Source organism: Novosphingobium sp. PASSN1, assembly GCF_002278815.1.
Genome location: NZ_NKIS01000006.1, coordinates 154,265 through 174,784, shown reverse-complemented (window position 1 = coordinate 174,784; position 20,520 = coordinate 154,265). Strand labels below are relative to the sequence as shown.

17 protein-coding genes are annotated in these 20,520 nt (G+C 66.0%); 13 read left to right on the top strand and 4 right to left on the bottom strand.

The genetic code is table 11. From position 1 onward, the window contains the following. Positions 1-20: 20 nt before the first annotated feature. The 5 genes from tsaD to CFE35_RS11910 all read left to right on the top strand — a co-directional run bounded on the left by tsaD (position 21) and on the right by CFE35_RS11910 (position 5,934). Complete coding sequence (gene tsaD / locus CFE35_RS11930; protein ID WP_292930820.1) at positions 21-1,070, top strand: tRNA (adenosine(37)-N6)-threonylcarbamoyltransferase complex transferase subunit TsaD; 1,050 nt, start codon at positions 21-23, stop codon at positions 1,068-1,070. Continuing rightward, on the top strand, positions 1,067-2,086 hold the full coding sequence (locus CFE35_RS11925) for an NAD(P)H-dependent glycerol-3-phosphate dehydrogenase (RefSeq protein ID WP_292930819.1): 1,020 nt from the start codon (positions 1,067-1,069) through the stop codon (positions 2,084-2,086). Before tsaD ends, CFE35_RS11925 begins: the two co-directional genes overlap by 4 nt. Beyond that, a complete protein-coding gene (locus tag CFE35_RS11920; RefSeq protein ID WP_292930818.1) occupies positions 2,079-3,590 on the top strand; it encodes a lipopolysaccharide biosynthesis protein in 1,512 nt (503 codons plus the stop codon). The genes CFE35_RS11925 and CFE35_RS11920 overlap by 8 nt, the downstream gene beginning before the upstream one ends. A 102-nt stretch (positions 3,591-3,692) precedes the next feature. Further along, the gene (locus CFE35_RS11915; RefSeq protein WP_292930817.1) at positions 3,693-5,381 is read left to right on the top strand and encodes a VWA domain-containing protein; all 1,689 of its coding nucleotides are present in this window, start codon (positions 3,693-3,695) and stop codon (positions 5,379-5,381) included. Positions 5,382-5,454: 73 nt separating this feature from the next. Then, complete coding sequence (locus CFE35_RS11910; protein WP_292930816.1) at positions 5,455-5,934, top strand: hypothetical protein; 480 nt, start codon at positions 5,455-5,457, stop codon at positions 5,932-5,934. Here the strand turns inward: CFE35_RS11910 and CFE35_RS11905 are convergent. Both CFE35_RS11905 and uvrB read right to left on the bottom strand, forming a co-directional pair. Further along, positions 5,931-6,488 (bottom strand): hypothetical protein, encoded by a 558-nt coding sequence (locus CFE35_RS11905; RefSeq protein WP_292930815.1) that lies wholly within the window; start codon positions 6,486-6,488, stop codon positions 5,931-5,933. The two genes, CFE35_RS11910 and CFE35_RS11905, sit on opposite strands and share 4 nt — an antisense overlap. A gap of 111 nt (positions 6,489-6,599) precedes the next feature. Beyond that, a complete protein-coding gene (gene uvrB, locus CFE35_RS11900; RefSeq protein ID WP_292930814.1) occupies positions 6,600-8,789 on the bottom strand; it encodes an excinuclease ABC subunit UvrB in 2,190 nt (729 codons plus the stop codon). Positions 8,790-8,908: 119 nt separating this feature from the next. Between uvrB and CFE35_RS11895 the strand changes: the two genes are divergently transcribed. Then, entirely contained in the window at positions 8,909-9,499 is a 591-nt protein-coding gene (locus CFE35_RS11895) for a DUF3617 domain-containing protein (RefSeq protein WP_292930813.1), read from the top strand. 144 nt (positions 9,500-9,643) lie between these two features. Here CFE35_RS11895 and CFE35_RS11890 read toward each other — a convergent pair whose 3' ends face one another. Continuing rightward, a complete protein-coding gene (locus CFE35_RS11890) occupies positions 9,644-11,707 on the bottom strand; it encodes a molybdopterin oxidoreductase family protein (protein WP_292930812.1) in 2,064 nt (687 codons plus the stop codon). A 182-nt stretch (positions 11,708-11,889) separates the two neighbouring features. On the opposite strand from CFE35_RS11890, the gene CFE35_RS11885 reads away from it, so the two are divergent. The 5 genes from CFE35_RS11885 to CFE35_RS11865 all read left to right on the top strand — a co-directional run bounded on the left by CFE35_RS11885 (position 11,890) and on the right by CFE35_RS11865 (position 16,756). Beyond that, positions 11,890-13,323, top strand: coding sequence for a circularly permuted type 2 ATP-grasp protein (locus tag CFE35_RS11885; protein WP_292930811.1), 1,434 nt, complete (start codon positions 11,890-11,892; stop codon positions 13,321-13,323). Then, entirely contained in the window at positions 13,323-14,270 is a 948-nt protein-coding gene (locus CFE35_RS11880; protein ID WP_292930810.1) for an alpha-E domain-containing protein, read from the top strand. The genes CFE35_RS11885 and CFE35_RS11880 overlap by 1 nt, the downstream gene beginning before the upstream one ends. A 13-nt stretch (positions 14,271-14,283) precedes the next feature. Next, positions 14,284-15,096 (top strand): transglutaminase family protein, encoded by an 813-nt coding sequence (locus tag CFE35_RS11875; RefSeq protein WP_292930809.1) that lies wholly within the window; start codon positions 14,284-14,286, stop codon positions 15,094-15,096. 26 nt (positions 15,097-15,122) lie between these two features. Next, on the top strand, positions 15,123-15,875 hold the full coding sequence (locus CFE35_RS11870) for a proteasome-type protease (RefSeq protein WP_292930958.1): 753 nt from the start codon (positions 15,123-15,125) through the stop codon (positions 15,873-15,875). A 260-nt stretch (positions 15,876-16,135) separates the two neighbouring features. Beyond that, entirely contained in the window at positions 16,136-16,756 is a 621-nt protein-coding gene (locus CFE35_RS11865; RefSeq protein WP_292930808.1) for a LuxR C-terminal-related transcriptional regulator, read from the top strand. Positions 16,757-16,772: 16 nt separating this feature from the next. Here the strand turns inward: CFE35_RS11865 and CFE35_RS11860 are convergent, their stop codons facing one another. After that, positions 16,773-17,444, bottom strand: coding sequence for an extensin family protein (locus tag CFE35_RS11860; protein ID WP_292930807.1), 672 nt, complete (start codon positions 17,442-17,444; stop codon positions 16,773-16,775). Positions 17,445-17,603: 159 nt separating this feature from the next. Between CFE35_RS11860 and CFE35_RS11855 the strand changes: the two genes are divergently transcribed. Further along, a complete protein-coding gene (locus tag CFE35_RS11855) occupies positions 17,604-18,731 on the top strand; it encodes a phosphoserine transaminase (protein WP_292930806.1) in 1,128 nt (375 codons plus the stop codon). Between the two features lie 99 nt (positions 18,732-18,830). After that, positions 18,831-20,414 carry a phosphoglycerate dehydrogenase gene (gene serA, locus CFE35_RS11850; RefSeq protein WP_292930805.1) on the top strand — a complete coding sequence of 528 codons (1,584 nt, stop codon included), beginning with the start codon at positions 18,831-18,833 and terminating at the stop codon, positions 20,412-20,414. The last annotated feature ends 106 nt before the right edge of the window (positions 20,415-20,520 follow it).

The following is a 20,520-nucleotide window of genomic DNA, read 5'->3' as shown; positions in this document are numbered from 1 at the left end:
TCTCTAAGGGAAAGTCTCTCATGGCCCTGATCCTCGGCATCGAATCCTCCTGCGACGAAACCGCCGTCGCCGTGATCGACGGGGCGGGCAGCACGCTCGCCGCGCGCATCGTGGCGCAGCGCATTGCCTCGCAGGATGAAGAGCACCGCCCCTATGGCGGCGTCGTGCCCGAAATCGCGGCGCGCGCCCATGCCGAAACGCTGGCCCCCATGGTCGGCGCGGTGCTGAACGATGCAGGCCTGACGCTGGCCGATATGGACGCGATTGCCGCCACCGCCGGGCCGGGCCTGATCGGCGGCGTGATGGTCGGCCTTGTCACCGCCAAGGCGCTGGCGATGGCGGCGGACAAGCCCTTGATCGCGGTGAACCACCTCGAAGGCCATGCGCTGTCTGCCCGGCTGGCGGAGCCGGCGCTCACCTTCCCCTATCTGCTGCTCCTCGCCTCGGGCGGGCATTGCCAGATCCTCGAAGTGCGCGGCCTTGGCCAATATCGCCGCCTCGCCACCACGATCGATGACGCCCTGGGCGAAGCGTTTGACAAGACCGCGAAGATCCTCGGCCTCGGCTTTCCCGGCGGCCCCGCAGTCGAACGGCTGGCGCGCGAAGGCGATCCGAAAGCCGTGCCGCTGCCGCGCCCGCTTATGGGCAGCGCAGAGCCGCACTTTTCCTTCGCCGGCCTCAAGAGCGCGGTTATGCGCGCACGCGATGCGGGCATCCACGCGCCCGCCGATATCGCCGCTTCGTTCCAGCAGGCCGCCATCGATTGCGTGATCGACCGCACCCGCCGTGCGCTGGCGGCTTCCGGCCCGGTCACCGCGCTGGTCGTCGCGGGCGGGGTCGCCGCGAACGCCGCCTTGCGCACCGCGCTCACCGGACTGGCCGCCGATGCAGGCCTCCCGCTTGTCGCGCCGCCGCCCAAGCTGTGTACCGATAACGCCGCGATGATCGGCTGGGCCGGGGCCGAACGCTTCGCCGCCGGGTTCACCGATCCGCTCGACGCGCTGGCGCGCCCGCGCTGGCCGCTCGATCCCGATGCGCAGCCGGTGCGCGGCGCAGGAGTGAAAGCATGAGCGCCCGGTCTGGAGCACAAGTCGGTGTCATCGGCGGCGGCGCATGGGGCACCGCGCTCGCGCAGATGCTCGCTAGCGATGGCCGCGAAGTCCTGCTCTGGGCGCGTGAGGCCGATGTGGTCGAGGCGGTGAACACGCAGCACCGCAACCCGCGGTTCCTCCACGGCACCGGGCTTCATCCTTCGATCCGCGCGACCGGCGCGCTGGCCGATCTCGCCGCGCTGCCGGTGCTGCTGATGGTCACCCCGGCGCAGCATCTCGGCGCGGTGCTCGGCCAGCTTGCGCCGCAAGGCTGCGATATCGTGCTCTGCGCCAAGGGTATCGAGCAGGGCACCGGCCGCCTGATGAGCGAAGTCGCCGCCGCCGCCGCGCCGGATGCCGCGCTCGCCGTCCTCTCCGGCCCCACCTTCGCGCATGAAGTGGCAGACGGCCTGCCCACCGCCGTCACGCTCGCTTGCGCGGGCGGCGAAGCGCAGTGGGCGCGGCTCGCCCCGGTCATCGCGCGCCCCGCGTTCCGGCCCTATTACTCGGCAGACGTGATCGGCGCGTCCATCGGCGGCGCGGTCAAGAACGTGCTGGCGATTGCCTGCGGCGTCGTCGAAGGGCTGGGCCTTGGTGCCAATGCCCGCGCCGCGCTGATCAGCCGGGGCTTTGCCGAAATGCAGCGCCTCGGCCTCGCATTGGGCGCGGAGGCGGAAACGCTGGCAGGGCTGTCCGGCCTCGGCGATCTCGTGCTGACTTGCTCCTCCTCCGAAAGCCGCAACTTCGCGCTCGGCATGGCGCTCGGCGCAGAGGGCGACCGCACCGGCGGTGCGGCGGCCCTGCTGGCGGAGCGCAGCACGGTGGCCGAGGGCGCGTTCACTGCGCCCGTCCTCGCGCGCCTCGCCGCCGAACGCGGCATCGCGATGCCGATTGCCGAGGGCGTTGCCGCCTTGCTCGATGGGCATGTCTCGCCGCGCGGCCTCGTCGCCCAGCTGCTCGCTCGCCCCCTGCGTGCGGAGGCCCCGCTTGGCTGAACCCGCCGCCGCGCCCCTTTCCGCCGAACAGCAGGACATTGCCGCGCTGGCCAAAGGCGGGCGCACCAATTTCCTCGGCTTCCTGCTGCGGCTTGCTGCGCGCATCCCGTTCCTGTTCATCGCGGGCCGCCTCTATGGCGCGGAAGACCTGGGGCGCTTTGCCTCCGCGACCATCGCGGTCGAACTCGCGGCGCAGCTTGCCACGCTCGGCCAGAAGCGCGGCCTTGCCCAGCAGCTTGCCAAGCATGATCGCGAAGGTGCGGAAGTCGTGGCGGATGCGCTGCTCGTGTCGGGCTTCGTCTCGGCGCTGTTTGCGGTGCTGCTCTATGCCTTCCCCGCGCCGATGTTCCCCAGCGGCCACTACACCCAGCTTCAGCGCCTGCTGCCGCTCACGGTGGTGCCCTTGGCGCTGGGCGATATCGCGCTGGCGGCGCTGGCCTACCGGTTCGATGTCGGTGCCACGGTGCGCGCGCGTTCGGTGGTGGAGCCGTGGACGCTGTCGATTGTCGCGGGCCTCGTCTGGCTGGCGGGCATGGCCTTCCTGCCGATCCGCGAATCCGGGCTGATCCTCGCTTATGTCGCCTCGATCTTCGCCGCTACGCTCACCGCCTTCGTGCCCCTGCTGCGCAGCTATGGCGTGCCGCGCCACTGGTCGCCGCGCCCGATAGACCTGCTGCGGCTTGCGGGCAGCAACTTGCCGCTGGCGGGGGCCGATGCCATCGAATGGGGCACCCGCAAGCTCGATCTGTTCCTGCTCGGTGTGTTTCAGGTGCCGCCCGCGGTGGTGGGCATCTATTACGTCGCGCAGCAAGTCGCCACGCTGCCGCAGAAGCTCAAGACCAGCTTCGAGCCGATCCTCGGCCCGGTGATCACGCGCAATCTGCAAAGCGGTAACTTCCCCGCCGTGGCGCGGCAGGTCTGCCAGGTCGGCTTCTGGATCATTGCCGCGCAGGCCGGGGTGGCGCTCGCGCTGGGCATTCCGGGGGCGGCGGTGATGGGGTTGGTTGGGCCGGGCTTCGTTGCCGGAACCGCTGCCCTCGCGCTCCTCCTCGCCGCCGAAGTCGCCGCCGCCACCGCCGTGGTGAGCGAGGCTGCGCTGATCTACATCGCGCGCCTGCGCAACTTGTGGATCAGCCTCGCCACAATCATGCTGCAAGGCGTGCTCACCATCGGCCTGATGCTGGCCGCGCGCCGTGCCGGGCTCGATCCGCTGGGGCAGGCGGCAGGCGCAGCAGCAGCGCTGGCCATCTCGCTGGCCTGTGCTTCGCTGGCGAAATCATGGCTGCTTGGCAGCCTGCTGGGCGAAACCATCAGCAACTGGCGCTGGGCGCTGCTCTGGGCGGCTGCGCCTGCGGTGCTGGTGGGCATGGCGATGAAGTTCATGCCCGAATGGGTGGAGCTCGCCATCGGCATTCCGGCGATCCTCGGGGTCTACGGTCTCGTCATCTGGCGGCGCGGTTTCGGCCCGGAAGACCGCGTCCTGTTCCGCAAACAGACACTCTGATCTTCGCTTCGTCGCACGCCCGGCACGTTCAGTCGGCGTTCACGGCAAGAGTCGTGTCTCTCCTTCCGGGGGCTTCAAACCTCGATGGGAAGGACCGACCCGATGGCACAGAGGATGGGAACCGCCGCGCTGATGGCCGGCACGCTGCTGGCAGGATGCGCCGCGCAGCAGGACAAGGTGGCCGAAAACAGCGGTGATGTCGTCGTTACGGCGACCCGCGCCGCAACCAATGCCGACGCTTATGCGCTGAACGCGCCGCCGCCCCCGCCGCCCCCGCCGTCTCCTCCTCCGCCGCCGCCGGAAATGGCCGCGCCCGCCCCGATGATGGTCGGCAAGGCGATGCGGGCGGAAGGCCGCTACATCCACGTGCCCTCTGTCATCGTGCCCGCCGATCCGGGGCGCGAACGCTATGATGGCAAGGACGTCAGCCCGGTCCATCTCACCCGCGCCGAGCCGGTTTCCACTTTCTCGGTCGATGTCGATACCGGCGCCTATGCCAACACGCGCCGCTTCCTCACTGCAGGCCAGCTCCCGCCAAAGGACGCCGTGCGCACCGAGGAGATGATCAACTATTTCCGTTTTGCCTATCCGCTGCCGCAAAAGCGCGAGGCCCCTTTCAGCGTCACGACCGACATGGCCGTCACCCCGTGGAACGCGCAGACCCGCCTGCTGCGCGTGGGCCTGCGTGGCTATGATCTGCCGCGTGAGGGCCGCCCGCCCGCCAATCTGGTGTTCCTTGTCGATGTTTCAGGCTCGATGAACGATCCGGACAAGCTGCCGCTGGTAAAAACCGCGCTGCTCGGGCTGGCGGAGGAACTGCAGCGCGAGGACCGCGTTTCCATCGTGGTCTATGCTGGCGCGGCGGGCCTCGTCCTTCCGCCCACCAACGACAAGGGGCTGATCCGGGCCGCGCTCGATCAGTTGTCCGCGGGCGGCTCGACAGCGGGCGGCGCAGGGCTGCAGCTGGCCTACGAAGTCGCGCGTGGCAGCTTCATCAAGGGCGGCGTGAACCGCATCGTGCTCGCCACCGACGGCGATTTCAACGTCGGCGTCTCTGACACCAAGGCCCTGCTCGAAATGGTCGAAAAGCAGCGCGATAGCGGCATCACGTTGACCACGCTGGGCTTCGGGCAAGGCAATTATAACGAAGCGATGATGGAGCAGGTCGCCGATCACGCAAATGGCAACTACGCCTATATCGACAGCGCGCTGGAGGCCCGCAAGGTACTGGCCGAGCAGATGTCTTCCACCTTGTTCACCATCGCCGGGGACGTAAAGATCCAGGTCGAGTTCAACCCCGCCGCCGTCTCGCAATATCGCCTGATCGGCTATGAAAACCGGGCGCTGCGCGAGGAGGATTTCAGCAACGACAAGGTCGATGCCGGAGAGATCGGCGCAGGCCACCAAGTCACCGCGCTCTACGAGATCGTGCCCGCAGGCGCGCCCGGCTGGATCGGCCCGCGGCGCTATGAGGAAGCGCCCGCCACGCCCGGCCCGGCGGGCAGCGAGCTTGCCTTCGTGAAGCTCCGCTACAAGCTGCCGGGCGAGAGTGCCTCGCGCCTGATCGAGCGCCCCGTCGCGCGCAGCCTGATCGCCAGCGCCGCCGCGCCACGGGGCGACATGGCCTTTGCCGTGGCTGTCGCCGCCTATGCGCAAAAGCTGCGCGGCGATCCGATGCTGGCGGGTTTCGGCTGGCAGCAGGTGGGCGCACTGGCGGGGGATCCGGGCGACTATTCCCGCGCCGAGTTTGTGAAGCTGGTCAGCCTCGCCGGATCGCTCGCCCGTCCTTGAAAACACCCCCCTTGGCATTCACCGGCACACGTGGGAAAGCGCGTGCCCGGTGAAGCGAGGCTGAGGGCTGGCAATGATGGAATGGATTCAGGCAAACGCGGTGCTGGTAGGGGCCATTGCCGTCGTGCTCGTGCTGGCGCTGGTGTTCCTGCTGCGCGGGCGCAAGACGCTCCCTGAAAAGCGCGAATACCGCGATGTCCTCTCCGAAGGCGCGGCCCCCGCTGCGCGCAACAGCGCGCTGATCGATGCGCCGCCTGCCGCCGCGATCACGCCGCCGCCGATCATGGCTGAAGCGCCCTCAACTGCGGCGGACGAAGGCGACGACCTCACCCGCATCAAGGGCCTCGGCCCCAAGATCAGCGCCGCGCTGCGCGCGCTGGGCGTCACGCGCTATGCTGAAATCGCCGAGTGGACCGAGGCGGATGTGGCGCGCATCGATGCCCAGCTCGGTGCCTTTGCAGGCCGCGCCACGCGCGATAACTGGATCGAGCAGGCCAAGCTCCTCGCAGGCGGAGACACTGCCGCCTACGAAGCGAAATTCGGCAAGCTTTAGGAGCCCCGCACGCCCGCGCAGCGCTGGATCAGCGCGCCGGGCACGTCGCTCGCGGGCACTTCGATGTGTCCGCCGCCGGGCAGGGTGCCCGCGAACTTGGCCTTGAACAGCGTCAGCCGCTTGTCATCGGCGGCAATCGCGCCCTGCCACACATAGCCGCGCTGGCCGGGCAGGGCCGTCGCGTCCACCGGCAAGCGCAGGATATAGCCGCTCCCCTGCAGCGCAAACATCGCCGCCGCCCCGATCGGCGCTGCCACATTGCGGGTGACGACCAGCGCACCCTGGCGGCAGGCAAGGGAGAGCAGCGGAGCCTCACCCGGATAGCCGAAGCGGGCGGCGTCCGGCGCAGAAACCCACGCGCCCTTGGCATTCTCGGCGCGGACCGGCGCGGGAGCCTGGCTGCCTGCCGGCATGGCCACGCGCACGCCATCCACCGGACCATCATGCCCATCGGTCGGCGTCGCCGAAGAGGATGAACACGCCGCCAGCATCAGCATCAGCAGGGGAGGCACGACACGCGAAATCAAGGCTTCATCCTTCTGCGACCCGATCATCGCTCTTCCAACCAGATCGGACCCAAGCAGCCCAATTTCAATGCCAGCGCAAGATAGGGAAAGGCGCAGTTCGGTGGATAGATTGGCGCTTGCGACGGGACAGGGTGGCCATCACTTCCCCCACTTCTTCTGGCTCTTCCCAAACCGCGTCTTTCGCGTCCCGGGCTTGCCTTCATTGCTCCGCCCCACAATCGGCGCTTTCTTCTCCCCATCCGGCAAACCAAGCTCGTTCGCTTCCAGCGCCCGGATCTCATCGCGCAGTCTGCCTGCCGTTTCGAACTCCAGATCCGCTGCCGCCGCGCGCATCTTCTTTTCGAGTTCCTCGATATAGGCGCGCAGATTGTGGCCGACGAGGTTGTTGGCCCCGCCTTCCGTCTCGATCTCCACCAGCACTCCGTCGCGGCTCGCGGTGTCGGCCACGATGTCGTGGATGTCGCGCTTGATCGATGCAGGCGTGATCCCATGGAGTTCGTTATAGGCGCGCTGCTTTTCGCGGCGGCGGTCGGTTTCGGCAATCGCGCGCTCCATGCTGCCGGTCATGCGGTCGGCGTATAGGATCACCCGCCCATCGACGTTGCGCGCCGCGCGGCCGATGGTCTGGATCAGCGAGGTTTCGCTGCGGAGGAAGCCTTCCTTGTCCGCATCCAGAATGGTCACCAGCCCGCACTCGGGGATATCCAGCCCTTCGCGCAGCAGGTTGATGCCCACCAGCACGTCATAGACGCCCAGCCGCAAGTCGCGGATCAGTTCGATACGTTCCAGCGTCTCCACATCCGAATGCATGTAGCGCACGCGCAGGCCCGCCTCGTGCATGAACTCGGTGAGGTCTTCGGCCATGCGCTTGGTGAGGGTGGTGACGAGCGTGCGATATCCCGCCTGCGCCGTCTTGCGGCATTCCTCGATGCAGTCCTGCACCTGATCTTCCACCGGGCGGATTTCCACCGGCGGATCGATCAGCCCGGTGGGGCGGATGACCTGTTCGGCAAACACGCCGCCCGCCTGCTCCATCTCCCACCCGCCGGGCGTGGCGGAAACGGCCACGGTCTGCGGCCGCATCGCGTCCCATTCGTTGAAGCGCAGCGGCCGGTTGTCGATGCAACTCGGCAGGCGAAAGCCGTATTCCGCCAGCGTGATCTTGCGGCGGTGATCGCCTTTGCTCATCGCGCCGATCTGCGGCACGGTCTGGTGGCTTTCATCGACGAACAGCAGCGCATTTTCGGGCAGGTATTCGAACAATGTCGGCGGCGGCTCGCCCGGCATGCGGCCCGTCAGAAAGCGCGAATAGTTCTCGATCCCCGCGCAACTGCCGGTGGCGTGGATCATTTCCAGATCGAAGTTCGTGCGCTGCTCCAGCCGCTGCGCTTCCAGCAGCTTGCCTTCGATTTCCAGTTCTTTCAGCCGTTCGGTCAGCTCGAAGCGGATCGCGTCCGCTGCCTGCTTCATCGTCGGCCCTGGAGTCACATAGTGCGAATTGGCGTAGACGCGCACTTTGGAGAGCTTGGTCCCCGCCTTGCCCGTCAGCGGATCGAACTCGGAAATCGCCTCGATCTCGTCGCCGAAGAACGAAACGCGCCACGCCATGTCCTCATAGTGCGAGGGGTAGATTTCGAGGTTATCCCCCCGCACGCGGAAATTGCCGCGCTGGAAGGCCGCATCGTTGCGCTTGTATTGCAGTGCCACAAGCTTGCGGATGATCTCGTGGTTGTCGACCGTGTCGCCCACCTTCAGATCGAAGATCATCGCCGAATACGTCTCGACCGAGCCGATGCCGTAGAGGCACGAGACCGAGGCGACGATGATTACGTCATCCCGCTCCAGCAGCGCCCGCGTGGCGGAATGGCGCATCCGGTCGATCGCCTCGTTCACCGAGCTTTCCTTCTCGATGTAGGTGTCGGACCGCGGCACATAGGCCTCGGGCTGGTAGTAGTCGTAGTACGAGACGAAATATTCGACCGCGTTCTCCGGAAAGAAGCTTTTCATTTCGCCATAGAGCTGCGCGGCAAGGATCTTGTTGGGTGCGAGGATCAGCGCGGGGCGCTGCAATTCCTCGATCACTTTGGCCATCGTGAAGGTCTTGCCGCTGCCCGTCACGCCCAGCAGCACTTGCGTCACTTCCCCGTCGCGCGTGGAGGCGACGAGATCGGCAATCGCGGTCGGCTGGTCGCCCGCCGGCTGATAGTCCGAAACCACCTTGAACGGCCGCCCGCCTTCCGATTTCTCGGGCCGCACCGGCTTGTGCGGCACGAAGTTGTCAGAGGTATCGGGCTCTTCCAAGCCCCTGCGGATCACGAGTTCGGCCATGCGCCTGATATGGGGAACAAACCACGTCCGTGCAATTGGTCCAAAGTGTGATGGGCATCATTGGAAAACAGCGCCGCGGGTGTTAGCCCTTGGATCAGACGACGAGAGGATCCACCCCGATGCGCCAGCCTATCCTGCCCATGATCGCCCCAAGTTTTGCTTTGGCTGCCGCGCTCGCGCTGGCGGGCTGCGGCAGCGAAAAGACCGTCACCGCCAGCAATGAAAGCGTTTCCAGCGTGGCAGGCAAGATTGCCGACGCGGGGATGAAGTTCAATCCGGGCCGCTGGGAAACCACGATGAAGTTCATCAAGCTGGACATGGAAGGCATGCCGCCAGAGGCGAAGGACATGATGTCGAAAGTGATGGGGAAGGACCGTACTTTCGCCAGCTGCCTCAGCAAGGAAGAAGCCGAAAAGCCCGAAGCCAAGTTCTTCGGCCAGGCCGATGAGCGCTGCAAGTACGACAGCTTCACGATGGGCGGCGGCAAGATCGATTCGAAGATGAGCTGCAAGTCCGAAAACGGCACGCAGGCGATCACCATGTCCGGCACCTACACGGCTGATGCTTATGACATGACGATGGCGATCAACGGGCAAGGCCCCAACGGCAAGGCCATGGCGATGACGATGGGGCTCAGCGCCAAGCACAATGGCGCCTGCACCGGCAAGGAAGGCGAAGTGCCCGGAACCGGCGGACCCGTGGGCGGCTAAACTTCGATGGCTTGCGGTTGATCCCTTATCCGTCACCCCGTGCTTGACACGGGGTTTGGCTCTTTTTCAGGCGCGGCGCGTGAAGAAGAAAGCCAAGGCCCGTGTCAAGCACGGGCCGACGCTTCCGCCTGATCTGACCTGGCTCTAAGCCGCCGCCCGCGCCACTTCCACTTGCACGCCCGATAGCGCGGCGGTGCCGGAAAGCGGATCGAGCGCGCCGGATTCGGTCAGCGCATTGGCGTTCACCCCGGCACGCCCCCGCGCCACCTGCATCGCCATGCCCGGCAGATCGTGCCCCCAGCCGTGGGGGATCGAGACGGTGCCGGGCATCATGTCGTCGGTCACTTCGGCGGGGATCGTCACTTCGCCCGAAGCCGAGCGCACCACGGCCATCGCGCCGTCCTCAAGGCCCAGCGCTGCCGCGTCGTCCGGGTGGATCATCATGGTGCAGCGGTTCGGCCCCTTGGTCAGCCGGTGGCTGTTGGCGAGCCACGAATTGTTGGTGCGCAAGTGCCGCCGCCCGATCAGCGTGAGCTTGCCGGTTTCGGGCATGGCCACATCGAGCGCCGCCAGCGCTTCCATGAAGGCAGGCACCGCGCAGCCAATCGTCTGATCGTCGCTGCGCAGGCGTTCGGGCAGGATGCCGGTTTTCGGCGGCCCGAAATCGAGGCCGGAGGGCGCGGCTTCCACGTCTGCGAGCGAGACCTTGTAGGGTCCGCCTTGCAACATGCTGTCGAGCGCCTCGCGCGGGGTCGGTTCCTGCACCGGTTTGCCGCTGATCGCCGCGGCCAGCCCGCGCAGGATTTCCCAATCGTGCAGGGCGGCAGGGTCGTCCTTTTCCAGCGTTGGCGGCGAATAGACCGCCACGTTGCGCACGGCCATCGGCAGGAGAAACAGGCCGTAGTGATCGCGTTCCAGCGGCCCCGTTGGTGGCAGGATATAATGCGCGCGGCGGCTGGTGGCATTGCGGTACATGTCGACCGAAACCATCAGTTCCAGCCCGGCCAGTGCCGCATCAAGGCGCGGGCCATTGGGGGTGGAGAGCACTGGATTGCCAGCGACCACGAACAGCGCCTTGATCTGGCCTTCGCCCGGCGTCTCGATTTCCTCGGCCAGCGCGGCGGCGGGAAACTCCCCCAGCACCGATTTATAACCCGAAACGCGCGAGGTGTATTTGCCCAGCGATCCCTTCGGCAGCATCGCCAGCGTATCAAGCGCGGGGATCGGAAACACTGTCCCGCCCTCCCGGTCAAGCTGCCCCGCCGCGATCGAGATCAGCGCAATCAACCATGCGTTCAGCGTGCCGTGCTGCTGCGTCGCGATACCGAGCCGGCCATAGAGCGCGGCGGGGCCGCTGGTGAGCCGTTCGGCCAGCCACGCGACATCGTCCGCCGCAACGCCGGAGGCCGCAAGGCACGCCGCATCGTCAAACCGCGCGAGCAGCGCCGCCACATCATCGAGGCCGGTCACGAAATCCTGCACCGGCTGATACGGCCGCCGCGCCATCACCGCCTTCAGCAGCGCCACCAGCAGAAACACATCGCTGGCGGGCTTCACGAATACGTGCCGGTCGGCGATCTTCGCAGTTTCGGTGCGGCGCGGATCGATCACCACCAGTTGGCCGCCGCGCGCCTTCAACGCGCGCACGCGATTGCGGAAATCGGGCACCGTCCACACCGATCCGTTGGACGCCATGGGATTGCCGCCGATGATGATCAGCGTCTCCGTGCGGTCGATATCGGGAATGCCGAACATGCTGGCATGGCCATACAGCAGGAGGTTCGCCACCTGGTGCGGCATCTGATCGACCGTGCTGGCGGAAAACTGGTTCTTCGTCCCCAGCGCCTTGGTCAGGTGATGCGCATTGAGCGCGTTGCCATAGGAATGCGCGTTGGGATTGCCGATATACGTCGCGGTGCTGGCCGGATCGCGCGCGAGAATGGCACGCGCCTTTTCGCCGATCTCGGCAAAGGCCTGCTCCCACGAAATTGCGTACCAGTTCTCGCCCACGCGCTTCTGCGGTGCGCGCAGCCGGTCCGGGTCGTTCTGCAGGTCTTCCAGCGCGGTCGCTTTGGGGCAGATGTGCCCGCGCGAAAGCGGGTTTTCGGGATCGCCCTTGATCGAGAGAATCTGCCTGCCCTCCACTTCCACCAGCACGCCGCAATTGGCCTCGCAGATGTGGCAAGTGCGGTGATGGATCGTGGCCATCGCGTGTCTCTCCCGATTATTTAGCTGTCCGGTTAAACGTGTCACCAAGCCGACGTCATGGCAAGCGCGAAGCGGCGAAACACTTTCCCGCGCAGATCGGTTACATTTTTGTCTCGCAGGTGCAGCATAGCGCTTGGCAAAGCCTCCGCGCTGTGCAAGCTTCCCCTCATTGGGATGATCGCATGAACGCCGCCTCGCCCTCATCGTATGATGAGATGTTTACCGCCGATGGCGCGGTGCGCCCCGCCTATCGCGGGTATAGCGAGTGGTACGACGAACAACCTGCCGATCTGCTTCGCCGAAAGGGCACGGAGGCCGAAGCCTTCTTCCGCCGCACCGGCATCACCTTCAATGTCTATGGCAGCGAGGACGCCGAGGAACGGCTGATCCCGTTCGATATGGTGCCGCGCATCATCACCGCGCAGCAGTGGCGCCGCCTCTCGCGCGGGATCGAGCAGCGGGTGCGGGCGCTCAATGCGTTCCTGCATGATCTTTACCACCGGCAGGAAATCGTCCGCTCCGGCCGCCTGCCCGCGCGCCTGCTGGAAAAGAACCCCGCGTTCCTCCCCCAGATGGTGGGCTTCACGCCGCCCGGCGGGGTCTATACCCATATCGTCGGCATCGATCTCGTCCGCACCGGCGAGGATGATTTCATGGTGCTCGAAGACAACGCGCGCACCCCATCGGGCGTCTCCTACATGCTGGAGAACCGCGAGACGATGATGGCGATGTTCCCGGAACTGTTCACGCGGGTGCGCGTGCGCGAAGTTTCGGACTATCCCCGCCGCCTCGCGCGCAGCCTTGCCGCCTGCCTGCCGCCTGCGGCCAAGGGCCACCAGCCGGTCGTCGCGGTGCTAACCCCCGGCATCTACAATTCCGCCTATTTCGAGCACGCCTTTCTTGCCGATCAGATGGGCGCCGAACTCGTCGAAGGCAGCGATCTGCGCATCGAGAACGGCCGCATCGCCATGCGCACCACGCAAGGCTACACGCCGATCGACGTGCTCTATCGCCGGGTGGACGATGACTATCTCGATCCGCTGACCTTCAACCCGGAAAGCCAGCTCGGCGTCTCGGGCATCATGGATGTCTACCGCGCAGGCGGGATTACCATCGCCAACGCGCCGGGCACCGGCATCGCGGACGACAAGGCGATCTATTCGTTCATGCCCGAAATCGTCGAGTTCTACACCGGCGAGAAACCGATCCTGCCCAACGTCCCCACCTGGCGCTGTTCGGAGCCGGATGCGCTGAAATACGTGCTCGAACACCTCAGCGAACTGGTGGTCAAGGAAGTCCACGGCTCGGGCGGCTACGGGATGCTGATCGGGCCGACCTCGTCCAAGAAGGAAATCGCCGCCTTCGCCGCCAAGCTTGCCGCGCGGCCGCACAATTATATTGCGCAGCCCACGCTTTCGCTTTCCACCGTCCCCATCCTCGGCCGCTCGGGCCTCACCCCGCGCCATGTTGATCTTCGGCCCTTCGTGCTGATGTCCCCCGGCGCGATCGACATCACCCCCGGCGGCCTGACCCGCGTCGCGCTCAAGAAGGGCTCGCTCGTGGTCAACTCGTCGCAGGGCGGGGGCACCAAGGACAGCTGGGTGCTGGACGACTGATGCTGGGAAGATCCGCCAACGGCATCTTCTGGCTGTTCCGCAATCTCGAGCGGGCCGAGAACACCGCGCGCCTGATCGAGGCGGGCTTTCGCATGGCGCTCACCCGCGATGCGCGCGATGCCAGCGACGAATGGCGCTCGGTCATCATCACGCTCGGCCTGCGCGCCTTGTACGAAGCGAAGTTCGGCAGCGATTATGCCGGGCACAATGTCATCAATTTCATCCTGCGCGATCGGGACAACCCCGGCAACGTCCTCGCCATGTGCGAGATGGCCCGCACCAATGCGCGCATGGTCCGCGCGGGGATCACGCGCGAGGTGTGGGAATCGGTCAACGACAGCTGGCTGAAGATGCGCGAACTGCTTGCCCGCCCCGTCACCGAAACCCGCCTCGGCGATGTGCTCGACACGCTCCGCCGCCAATCGACCCAGGTGCGCGGCGCGATGGAAGGCACCATGCTGCGCAACGAGATCTACAATTTCGCGCGCATCGGCAGCTTCATCGAACGGGCAGACAACACCGCGCGCATCCTCGACGTGAAATACTATGTGCTCCTGCCCTCGATCTCCTACGTCGGCTCCAGCCTCGACAACGTGCAGTGGGAAAACGTGCTGCGCTCGCTCGCCGGCGAACGCGCCTACCGCTGGCTCAACGCGGGCCGCATGGAAGCGCGCGGGATTGCCGAGTTCCTCATTCTCGATAGCCGCTTCCCGCGCTCCCTCGCATTCTGCTACGGCAAACTGCGCAGCAACCTCGCGCACCTCGCGCGCGAATATGGCGGGGAAACGGCGGCGCACGCCATCCTGCGTGAGGCGGACTGCGATCTGCACACGATCACCATCGACGCGATCTTCGAACAGGGCCTGCACGAATATATCGCGCAGTTCATCAATCGAAACACCCGGCTCGCCAACCAGATCCAGTACGATTATCGCTTTATAGACTAAGGGAATTGGGCACTTGCGGCTCTGGGTCGATCATACCACGCATTATACCTTCTCCGCCCCCGCCGCGCGCGGGCTGCAACGCTTGCGGCTCACGCCCAAGACGAGCGCGGGCCAGTCCATCGTCGCGTGGAAGATCGGCCTCGAAGGCGCGCGGCTGGAAGTCGAATACGATGACGAGAACGCCAACCACGTCACGCTGATCGCGTTCGAGCCGGGCGTGACGGAAGTCACCATCCGCTGCGAAGGCGTGGTCGATACGAATGACAAGGCGGGTATCGTTGGCAGCCACGCGGGCTATCTTCCGCTGTGGCACTTCCGCCAGCCGACCGAACTGACCTCTGGCGGCCCCCGTCTGCGCGCGCTGATCGCGGGTCTCTCGGGCAAGCAGGATACGCTGGAAAAGCTCCACACGCTTTCCGCCCTCGTGCGCGGCGCGGTGGACTATGGTTCCGGCCACACCGATACGGCGAGCAATGCCGAAGCCGTGCTCGCTGCCGGGCACGGCGTCTGCCAGGATCACGCCCACGTGTTCATCGCCGCCGCCCGCGCGCTCGGCGTGCCCGCGCGCTATGTCAGCGGCTACCTGATGATGAAGGACCGGGTGGAGCAGGATGCCGGCCACGCCTGGGCCGAAGCAATGGTCGAAGGCTTGGGCTGGGTCGGCTTCGATGTCTCCAACGGCATCTCGCCCGATCCGCATTATGTGCGCGTTGCCACCGGCCGTGATTACCGCGATGCCGCCCCCGTTACCGGCATCCGCTACGGTGCGTATGACGAAACCTTGCACGTGACGCTTGCGGTTGCCCAGCAGCGTGTGGAACAGTGAACCGGCGCGGGGAAGGGGCTGGGCCGATGACGTATTGCGTGGGGATGGTGCTCGACAAGGGCCTCGTGTTGATGAGCGACACCCGCACCAATTCGGGCGTCGACAATATCTCCACGTTCCGCAAGATGTTCACCTGGAACGTGCCGGGCGAACGGATCATCACGATCATGACCGCGGGCAATCTCGCGACCACGCAGGCCGTCATCAGCCAGCTTGAGGAACGCACCAAGGCGCCCGGTGATCGGCGGCCCTCGATCCTCGAAGCCCCCACCATGTTCCAGATCGCGACCCTCGTTGGCCGTCTGCTGCGCGATGTGATCGAAGGGCGGCAGGATGATGCCGGGATGCAGTCGGAAGGCCCGCGCTTCACCGCCTCGATGATCGTGGCGGGCCAGATCAAGGATATGGAGCCGCGCCTCTTCCTGATCTACCCCGAAGGCAATTTCATCGAAGCCTCGTTCGATACGCCCTTCTTCCAGATCGGTGAGACGAAATATGGCCGCCCGATCCTCGTGCGCGGCTATGACAAGGGCATGAGCTTCGAGGATGCGGTCAAGCTCCTCATGGTCTCGTTCGATTCGACGCTCGCGGCCAATCTCTCGGTCGGCCTGCCGTTCGATCTGATGGTGATCGAGCGCGACCGGTTCGAGCCGCTCCACCACAAGCGCATCACCGCCGAAGACCCGTTCTTCAAGCTGATCTCGTCCAGCTGGGGAGAGGCGCTGCGCTCGGCATTCTATTCGCTGCCGGACTACAGCTTCGACGATCCGCCCGCCTGATCGCCGCCCCGATCGCGGCTCGCTGCGCGCACATCGTTAACGGCGTGATCCCTTACGTAAAACTCCTTATCCATATAGGTTCCTGCTGCGGGCAGCGCCGAAGGGGCGCTACTAAGCACCATTGCGGGGCTATTGGGTCCATTCCCGAGTATAATTCCCTTAGGGAATGCCATATTTAGTGCGTGAAAGCCGCGCTTGTGGGTTCAGAACGAAACTAACCGCGTTGGCGTGGTGTGGTCGGTCCGTGGTTTGGTTAACCCATGATCGAACGCGTCACCCTCCATGTTCTCGATAGCGACAGCGCCCGCAGGGCCCAGCTCGCTCGTCTCGCATTTGCCGCCGGGCATCATGCGGAAATCTATGCCCACGCGGATGAGCTGCTCAGCCATGCGCCGTCGGGGGGCCTCGTCCTCGCGCAGGATGAACCGGTGGGGGAGGGGATCACGAACCTCGTCGCCGCCATGGTGCGCGCCGGGCAATGGCTGCCCATCATCGCCATTGCCGAAGCGCCCACGATCACCGCCGTCGTCTCCGCGATCAAGGCGGGCGCGCTGGATTATCTCACCGTGCCCGAACAGATCGCCCCGCTCAACGAAGCCGTCGCCCGCTGCGCGCGTGAAGCCGATGCCCAGCGCCAGCAGCGCGCCCGATCCGCAGAAGCCCGCCAGCGCATCTCGCGCCTCTCGATGCGCGAACGCGAAGTGTTGGACCGGCTGGCCGAAGGTTGCAGCAACAAGGCCATCGCGCGCGAACTGGAAATCAGCCCGCGCACCGTGGAAATCCATCGCATGAAGATGATGGGCAAACTCGGCGCGCGCCACGCCGCTGAAGCCGTGCGCCTGCGCATCGAAGCTACCGGGCTGGGCGATATCGCGGCTTGATCTGCGAAACCTGATCTCAGCGGCAGAAAGGCCGTCCGCCGCCCACTTCAAGATGCAGGTGATCGCGGTGCGCTGCGTTGTATTGCGGGCTCAGCGCCGTGCCGAAACGCTTGCACGCGCTATCCCGCACAGCGCCGAGGAACGCGCGGATTTGCGGCGAGGGATTGTCCCAATCGCGCAGCACGCTGATTCGCCTGCCGTCTACGAGCACGAACCCGGCCACGTCCACCGCATTGGCGCTGGCGTGGCCAGACAGGCGATTGGTCCCGGCCACATTGCGGCACGCATAGCTGCCCATAGTCTCGATCCGCACCAGCGGGCTGCCCAGCATGGCCCGCGCCGCGCGGTCCACGCCAAAGCGCGCCCAGCCGGAAAGCGTGTTTGCCAGCGGGCAGGTAACCGGGCCAAGATTCGAAAGCTGGAGCACGCCGCCATCGCTACGCAGCGATGCCAGCCGCACCGCCCCCACCGCCGAACACCCCGCGCCGTAATACTGGTCCGGCAGCTGCGTGAAGTCGGCGTCGCTCCGGCTGAGGTTGGTCAGGCACATGCGGCCGTCGGGCGCGGCAGGCGGATTCCACGTGGTCACCGTGCGCATCGGCCGCCGCGCAGGCTCCGGCACAGACGCGCACGCGGAGAGCGCGAGGGCGAGCAGGGGGACAAGCGCGAAGAGCATCGGGCGGGCCATGCGCTGATTGTGCGCCGCGCGTGGTTAATTTCGCCTTACATTCAATCCTAAGACCAGCCCGCACCCCAACGCAGGTTGACAGGTCGCTGCCCGGCCTTATGAGCGGCTCCGGGCCACGCGGTCCCAACGCCGCGCGTGCTCTCTGCGAGGAGAGACTACATGACTGCACAAATGCCGGCGCGCAAACCCGCGCGCCCTCACTTTTCGTCCGGCCCCTGCGCCAAGCCGCCCGGATACGATCCCGCCAAACTCGCCGTCGAATGCCTTGGCCGCTCGCACCGGTCCAAGATCGGCAAGACACGCCTGCAGCTCTGCATCGATCTGATGCGCGACGTGCTGGGCCTGCCCGATACGCACCGCATCGGCATCGTGCCCGGATCGGATACCGGCGCCTTCGAAATGGCGATGTGGACGATGCTGGGCGCCCGCGGCGTGACCACGCTGGCCTGGGAAAGCTTTGGTGAGGGCTGGGTGACCGACGCCGCCAAGCAGCTCAAGCTCGATCCCACCGTGATCCGCGCCGATTACGGCCAGCTTCCCGATCTTGCCGCCGTCGACTTTGCTGATGACGTCCTGTTTACCTGGAACGGCACCACCTCGGGCGTCCGCGTCCCGAACGGTGACTGGATCCCCGACGACCGCGAAGGCCTGACCTTCGCGGACGCGACCAGCGCCGTCTTCGCCTACGACATTCCGTGGGACAAGATCGACGTCGCCACCTTCTCCTGGCAGAAAGTGCTGGGCGGCGAAGGCGGCCACGGCGTGCTCATCCTCGGCCCCCGCGCCGTCGAACGCCTCGAAACCTACACCCCCGCCTGGCCGCTGCCGAAGGTGTTCCGCCTCGTTTCCAAGGGCAAGCTCACCGAGGGCGTGTTCAAGGGCGAGACGATCAACACCCCCTCGATGCTCGCGGTCGAAGACGCGATCTTCGCGCTCGAATGGGCCAAGTCGGTCGGCGGCCTCGAAGGCCTCAAGGCCCGCTGCGCCGCCAATTCGGCTGCGCTCGACAAGCTGGTGCAGGAACGCGATTGGCTCGGCCATCTCGCCGCCGATCCCGCCTCGCGCTCGATGACTTCGGTGTGCCTCACCGTTGAAGGCGCGGACGAAGCCTTGATCAAGGCTTTTGCGGGCCTGCTCGAAAAGGCGGGTGCCGCCTACGATGTGGCGGGCTACCGCGACGCACCGGCAGGCCTGCGCATCTGGTGCGGCGCGACTGTTGATGCCACAGACATCGCCGATCTCGGCCCCTGGCTCGATTGGGCCTGGGCCGAAGTCAAGGCCGCCTGATCCTCGCATAGCGAGCGCCCCTGCGAGCCGCGGGGGCGCACCCTTTCCAGACCACCGAGCTCCCCGCCCATGCGGGGATGCTGCCCAAGGACATTCACCATGACCAAGCCCCGCGTTCTCATTTCCGACAAGATGGACCCCAACGCCGCCCGCATTTTCGCCGAAAGCGGCTGCGACGTGGACGTCATCACCGGCGAAACCCCCGAAGAACTGATCGCCCGCATCGGCGACTATGATGGCCTCGCCATCCGCTCCTCGACCAAGGTGACCAAGGCGATCCTCGATGCCGCCACCAACCTCAAGGTCATCGGCCGCGCCGGTATCGGTGTCGACAACGTCGATATCCCTTATGCCTCGACCAAGGGCGTGGTGGTGATGAACACCCCGTTCGGCAACTCGATCACCACTGCCGAACACGCCATTGCCCTGATGTTCGCGCTCGCCCGCCAGATCCCCGAAGCCAATACGCAGACGCAAGCGGGCCTGTGGCCGAAGAATGGCTTCATGGGCGTCGAAGTCACCGGCAAGACGCTTGGCCTCATCGGCGCGGGCAATATCGGCTCGATCGTCGCCAGCCGCGCGCTCGGCCTGCGCATGAAGGTTGTCGCCTACGACCCCTTCCTCACGCCGGAACGCGCCATCGAAATGGGCGTCGAAAAGGCTGATCTCGAAACCCTGCTCGCCAAGGCAGACTTCATCACGCTGCACACGCCCCTCACCAGCGAGACGAAGAACATCCTCAGCCGCGACAACCTCGGCAAGACCAAGAAGGGCGTGCGCATCATCAACTGCGCGCGCGGCGGCCTGATCGATGAAGCCGCCTTGAAGGACTTGATGGACGCGGGCCACGTGGCCGGTGCCGCGCTCGACGTGTTCGAGACCGAGCCTGCCAAGGAATCGCCGCTGTTCGGCACGCCGAACTTCATCTGCACCCCGCACCTCGGCGCGAGCACCACCGAAGCGCAGGTCAACGTCGCGCTGCAGGTGGCCGAACAGATGGCCGAATTCCTCGTGACCGGCGGCGTCACCAACGCGCTCAACATGCCCTCGCTCTCGGCTGAGGAAGCGCCGAAGCTCAAGCCCTACATGGCGCTCGCCGAACGCCTAGGCAGCCTCGTCGGCCAGCTTGCGCACGACAACCTGACCAAGATCGCCATTGAAGTCGAAGGTGCCGCTGCGCAGCTCAACCAGAAGCCGATCACCGGCGCGGTGCTCGCGGGACTGATGAAGCAGTATTCGCAGACCGTGAACATGGTCAACGCGCCCTTCCTCGCCAAGGAACGCGGGCTCGATGTGCGGGAAGTGCGGCACGACCGCGAAGGCATCTACCACACCCTCGTGCGCGTCACCGTCGGCACCGCGCAGGGTGATCGCTCGGTCGCGGGCACGCTGTTTGGCAACGGCGATCCGCGTCTGGTCGAAATCTTCGGCATCGGCATCGAGGCGGACCTTGCGGGCGACATGCTCTACATCGTCAACTCCGACGCGCCGGGCTTCATCGGCTCGATCGGCACGCTGCTCGGCAAGGCCGGGATCAACATCGGCACTTTCCACCTCGGCCGCCGCGAAGCGGGCGGTGAGGCGGTGCTGCTGCTCTCGGTCGACTCCCCGGTGAGCGAGGCCGTGCTGGCCGAAGCCCGCTCGGTGCCGGGCGTGCGCACGGTGCGCGCGCTGAAGTTCTGATCCTGAAAGTTCCCCGGTGGCCGCACGGGTCGCCGGGGAACGTCCTTGGCGCGTCTGCGGTCACGCCAGATTCGCGGCTTTCCGAATTGTGTCGTGGCTGTCCCGG

Excerpts from the sequence above, each read along its gene's own strand:
- CFE35_RS11870 (WP_292930958.1), top strand. The coding sequence starts at position 15,123 with ATGACGTATTGCGTGGGGATGGTGCTCGACAAGGGCCTCGTGTTGATG.
- uvrB (WP_292930814.1), bottom strand. The coding sequence starts at position 8,789 with ATGGCCGAACTCGTGATCCGCAGGGGCTTGGAAGAGCCCGATACCTCT.
- CFE35_RS11915 (WP_292930817.1), top strand. The coding sequence starts at position 3,693 with ATGGCACAGAGGATGGGAACCGCCGCGCTGATGGCCGGCACGCTGCTG.
- CFE35_RS11855 (WP_292930806.1), top strand. The coding sequence starts at position 17,604 with ATGACTGCACAAATGCCGGCGCGCAAACCCGCGCGCCCTCACTTTTCG.
- CFE35_RS11895 (WP_292930813.1), top strand. The coding sequence starts at position 8,909 with ATGCGCCAGCCTATCCTGCCCATGATCGCCCCAAGTTTTGCTTTGGCT.
- serA (WP_292930805.1), top strand. The coding sequence starts at position 18,831 with ATGACCAAGCCCCGCGTTCTCATTTCCGACAAGATGGACCCCAACGCC.
- CFE35_RS11885 (WP_292930811.1), top strand. The coding sequence starts at position 11,890 with ATGAACGCCGCCTCGCCCTCATCGTATGATGAGATGTTTACCGCCGAT.
- CFE35_RS11880 (WP_292930810.1), top strand. The coding sequence starts at position 13,323 with ATGCTGGGAAGATCCGCCAACGGCATCTTCTGGCTGTTCCGCAATCTC.
- CFE35_RS11910 (WP_292930816.1), top strand. The coding sequence starts at position 5,455 with ATGATGGAATGGATTCAGGCAAACGCGGTGCTGGTAGGGGCCATTGCC.
- CFE35_RS11865 (WP_292930808.1), top strand. The coding sequence starts at position 16,136 with ATGATCGAACGCGTCACCCTCCATGTTCTCGATAGCGACAGCGCCCGC.
- tsaD (WP_292930820.1), top strand. The coding sequence starts at position 21 with ATGGCCCTGATCCTCGGCATCGAATCCTCCTGCGACGAAACCGCCGTC.
- CFE35_RS11905 (WP_292930815.1), bottom strand. The coding sequence starts at position 6,488 with ATGATCGGGTCGCAGAAGGATGAAGCCTTGATTTCGCGTGTCGTGCCT.
- CFE35_RS11890 (WP_292930812.1), bottom strand. The coding sequence starts at position 11,707 with ATGGCCACGATCCATCACCGCACTTGCCACATCTGCGAGGCCAATTGC.
- CFE35_RS11925 (WP_292930819.1), top strand. The coding sequence starts at position 1,067 with ATGAGCGCCCGGTCTGGAGCACAAGTCGGTGTCATCGGCGGCGGCGCA.
- CFE35_RS11860 (WP_292930807.1), bottom strand. The coding sequence starts at position 17,444 with ATGGCCCGCCCGATGCTCTTCGCGCTTGTCCCCCTGCTCGCCCTCGCG.